The 3,958-nt window shown below is 67.7% G+C and carries 4 protein-coding genes; 1 reads left to right on the top strand and 3 read right to left on the bottom strand.

Annotated elements, in window-relative coordinates; all coding sequences use genetic code 11:
- Window positions 1-297 precede the first annotated feature (297 nt).
- Entirely contained in the window at window positions 298-1,098 is an 801-nt protein-coding gene (locus ABYX71_RS10855) for a 1,6-dihydroxycyclohexa-2,4-diene-1-carboxylate dehydrogenase (RefSeq protein ID WP_372696514.1), read from the top strand.
- A gap of 114 nt (window positions 1,099-1,212) precedes the next feature.
- On the opposite strand, the gene ABYX71_RS10860 is transcribed toward ABYX71_RS10855, so the two are convergent.
- From ABYX71_RS10860 to ABYX71_RS10870, 3 genes are read right to left on the bottom strand one after another with little or no spacing between them, the layout of a single operon-like run.
- On the bottom strand, window positions 1,213-1,797 hold the full coding sequence (locus ABYX71_RS10860) for a UbiX family flavin prenyltransferase (RefSeq protein WP_372696515.1): 585 nt from the start codon (window positions 1,795-1,797) through the stop codon (window positions 1,213-1,215).
- 51 nt (window positions 1,798-1,848) lie between these two features.
- On the bottom strand, window positions 1,849-3,021 hold the full coding sequence (locus ABYX71_RS10865) for a VWA domain-containing protein (RefSeq protein WP_372696516.1): 1,173 nt from the start codon (window positions 3,019-3,021) through the stop codon (window positions 1,849-1,851).
- Window positions 3,022-3,046: 25 nt separating this feature from the next.
- On the bottom strand, window positions 3,047-3,901 hold the full coding sequence (locus ABYX71_RS10870; RefSeq protein WP_372696517.1) for an AAA family ATPase: 855 nt from the start codon (window positions 3,899-3,901) through the stop codon (window positions 3,047-3,049).
- Between the last annotated feature and the right edge of the window lie 57 nt (window positions 3,902-3,958).

A 3,958-nucleotide genomic window follows, 5' to 3' on the forward strand; every position in this document is an offset into this window, starting at 1 on the left:
CAGACCGGATTCAGCACCTTGCTGCGCTTGAGCTTGAACATGAGATCGGTGCCGATGTTGCCGGAGCCGATCAGGGCGCAGTTGATTTTCATGACGTGAATTCCTCGGCAGGCCGTGGGGTGGCAAAGACACCGCCGCCGGTTGGCGGACGGCCCGAAGTGGCACGCTTCGGGCCAACAATAGTACCGGCGGCGCCCCTTTCCCTACAAGGCAAAGGCTTGGTGCTGCCTGCCGCTGCCGGCATACTGGCCTGCTTTTTCCAGCGGTCCTTCCGTCACGCAGAATCAGGAGTGAAGCATGGCTGACAATCCCTACCTTTGCCGCCGCTTCGAAGGTCAGGTGGCCGTGGTCACCGGCGCCGCCCAGGGCATCGGCCGCGCCGCCGCGGTTCGTCTCGCCGCCGAGGGCGCGCAGGTGGTGGTCGCCGACCGCGCCGCGCCGCAGGCACAAGCCGTGCGGGACGAAATCCGCGCCGCCGGCGGTCAGGCCGAGATCGCGCTCGGCGACCTGGAGACCTGGGAGGGCGCGCAGGCCATCGCCGCCGCTGCGCTGACGGCCTACGGCCGCATCGACGTGCTGGTCAACAATGTCGGCGGCACCATCTGGGCGCGTCCGTACTGGGAGTACGCGCCGGAAGAAATCGAGAAGGAAGTGCAGCGCTCGCTGTGGCCGACGCTGTGGACCTGCCGGGCGGTCATCCCGCACATGGTGGAACGCCGCGCCGGCGCCATCGTCAACGTCGGTTCCACCGCCACGCGCGGCGTCTACCGGGTGCCCTACACCGCCTGCAAGGGCGGCGTGCACGCCATCACCGTGTCCCTGGCGTATGAACTGGCCGAGTTCGACGTGCGGGTGAACTGCATCGCGCCGGGCGGCACCGATGTCGGCCAGCGCGCCATCCCGCGCACGCCCACGCCGCCCACCGAGCGTGACCAGCAATGGATGCGCGGCGTGATGGAGCAAACCCTGCAGGATGCCTACATCAAGCGCTTCGCCACACCGGACGAACAAGCCGCGGCAATCTGCTTCCTGGCCGCGCCGGAGGCGTCGTATCTGACCGGCTACGTGCTGCCAGTGAGCGGTGGGACCGGAATCTGACGCAGGCCGGTAGCCGCCCGGGACCTGCGCCCGGGCGCCGCGGCGCGGGTCCAGAAGCGCGTATTCCGGTCGTCCCGGGGCCAGTGGCCCGATCGGGGTGTGCCCCCTGCCCCGTCACTCCTTGAGCGTGTCGCCCAGGCCGCGCCAGCGGTTGACCAGCGAGTGCTCCATGTCGAACAGGTCGAGGATGCGCCCGACGGTGTGGGTGACCATGTCGTCGAGCGTGGCGAGGTCGGCGTAGAAAGCCGGCACCGGCGGAAAGATGATGCCGCCCATCAGGGTCACGGCTTCCATGTTGCGGATATGGGCCAGGTTCAGCGGTGTCTCGCGCGTGACCAGCACCAGGCGCCGGCGCTGCTTGAGGATCACATCGGCGGCACGCGCGATGAGGTTGTCCGAATAACCGTGCGCCACCGAGGCCAGGGTTTTCATCGAGCACGGCACGATCACCATGCCCTCTGTAATGAACGAACCCGACGCGATGCTGGCGCCGATGTCCTTGACGTTGTGCACCACGTCGGCCACCGACTCGAAGTCGAGCCGCTCGCGGCGCAGTTCCTGACGCGCCGTCAGCACCGCCGCGCTCGACATCACCAGGTGCGTCTCGACGTTGCCGAGCGCGCGCAACTGGCGCAGCAGCTCGTAGGCATAGACGGCGCCGGTGGCGCCGGTGATACCCACGATCAGGCGTTTTTTCATGAAGTCCCCCTCGCGTGGCAGTAATGGGCCGGCCTGAAGCCGACCGCCTGGTTATCGCCGCAGCGCCTGCACCGCGCGCTCCAGCCCGTCGACCGTGAGCGGGAACATGCGCCCCTGCAGCAGCTCGCGCACCAGGCCGATCGACGGAATATAGCCCCAGTCGGCCTCACGCTCCGGATTCAGCCAGGCCGCCGACGGCCAGGCATCGAGCAGGCGGCGCAGCCACACGGCGCCGGGCTCGTCGTTGCGGTGTTCGACGCTGCCGCCGACGTGCGTGATCTCGTACGGCGCCATCGACGCGTCGCCGACGAAAATCACCTTCCAGTCACGCCCGTACTTGCGCAGCACGTCCCAGGTCGGAAAACGCTCGGCGTGACGGCGCGCGTTGCTGCGCCACAGCCGCTCGTAGACGCAGTTGTGGAAGTAGAAATACTCGAGGTGACGGAACTCGCTGCGCGCGGCCGAGAACAGGCGCTCGCACTGGCGCACGTGGACGTCCATCGAACCGCCCACGTCCAGGAACAACAGCACCTTGACCCGGTTGCGCAGCTCCGGGCGCAGCTGCAGGTCCAGATAGCCGCGCCGGGCGGTGCCGCGAATGGTGCCGTCGAGGTCCAGCTCGTCGGCGACGCCGTCGCGCGCCAGGCGCCGCAGCCCCTTGAGCGCCACCTTGATGTTGCGCGTCCCGAGCTCGACCTGATCGTCGAGATCCCGGAACTGGCGCTGTTCCCACACCTTGGCCGCGCGGCGCTGGCGTCCCTCGCCGCCGATGCGCACGCCTTCCGGGTGATAACCGCCGTGGCCGAACGGTGACGTGCCACCGGTGCCGATCCACTTGCTGCCGCCCTGGTGGCGGCCCTTTTGCTCGGCCAGACGCTGGCGCAGGGTCTCCAGCAGCGCTTCCAGGCTGCCGAGGGTCTGCAGCCTGGCCTTGTCCTCGTCGGACAGCAGCTTCTCGATCTCCTGGCGCAGCCAGTCGTCGGGAATGGCACCACCGAGCTGCTCGAACGCCAGCTCGGCACCGCGAAAGTACGCCGCGAACACGGCGTCGAAGCGGTCGTAGAACCGCTCGTCCTTGACCAGCGCGCAGCGCGCCAGCTGATACAGCCCGTCGGCGCTGTGCGGCGGCACATCGGCCGCCAGCGCTTCCAGAAACGTCAGGTACTCGCGCACGCTGACCGGAATGCCGGTACTGCGCAGCTGATCGAGAAACGAGGTGAACACCTGGCCGCTCCGCCCGGCCGGCGCCTCAGCGCGTCTCGCGCCGGTGCAGGAACACCAGCTTCTCGAACAGGTGCAGGTCCTGCTCGTTCTTCAGGAGCGCGCCATACAGCGGCGGCAGGCTGGTCTTGAGATCGGCCGCCCGCAGCGCCTCGGCCGGCACGTCCTCGGCCAGCAGCAGCTTGATCCAGTCGAGCAGTTCCGAGGTCGACGGCCGCTTGGTGAGGCCCGGCGTGTCGCGCAGCTCGAAAAAGGTGCCCAGCGCCGCCGCCAGCAGGTCGTGCTTGAGACCCGGGAAATGGGTGTCGACGATGCGGCCCATGGTGTCCGCATCCGGAAAGCGGATGTAGTGAAAGAAGCAGCGCCGCAGGAACGCGTCCGGCAGGTCCTTTTCGTTGTTGGACGTGATGATGACGATCGGCCGCTGGCGGGCCTGCACGGTTTCGCGCGTCTCGTAGACGTGGAACTCCATGCGGTCGAGCTCCAGCAGCAGGTCGTTCGGGAACTCGATGTCGGCCTTGTCGATCTCGTCGATGAGCAGCACCGGACGCTCATCGGAGACAAAGGCCTGCCACAGCTTGCCCGGAACGATATAGTTCGAGATGTCGTGCACTCGCTCGTCGCCGAGCTGGGAGTCGCGAAGGCGTGCGACCGCGTCGTACTCGTACAGTCCCTGCTGGGCGCGGGTGGTGGACTTGATGTGCCAGCTGATCAGCGGCGCGCCGATCGCCGCGGCCACTTCCTCGGCGAGCATGGTCTTGCCGGTTCCGGGCTCGCCCTTGACGAGCAGCGGGCGTCCGAGCGTGATGGCGGCGTTCACCGCGAGCATCAGGTCGTCGGTGGCGACGTAGGTGTTGGTGCCCTCGAATCGCAGTGAACTCATCGCAGCGTACTCTGTTGCATTCCGTGGCCGTATCGAGCGGCGTATTCTACCGATCAC

It is taken from the genome of Immundisolibacter sp., assembly GCF_041625615.1.
Taxonomy (GTDB): domain Bacteria; phylum Pseudomonadota; class Gammaproteobacteria; order Immundisolibacterales; family Immundisolibacteraceae; genus Immundisolibacter.

Excerpts from the sequence above, each read along its gene's own strand:
- ABYX71_RS10855 (WP_372696514.1), top strand. The coding sequence starts at position 298 with ATGGCTGACAATCCCTACCTTTGCCGCCGCTTCGAAGGTCAGGTGGCC.
- ABYX71_RS10860 (WP_372696515.1), bottom strand. The coding sequence starts at position 1,797 with ATGAAAAAACGCCTGATCGTGGGTATCACCGGCGCCACCGGCGCCGTC.
- ABYX71_RS10870 (WP_372696517.1), bottom strand. The coding sequence starts at position 3,901 with ATGAGTTCACTGCGATTCGAGGGCACCAACACCTACGTCGCCACCGAC.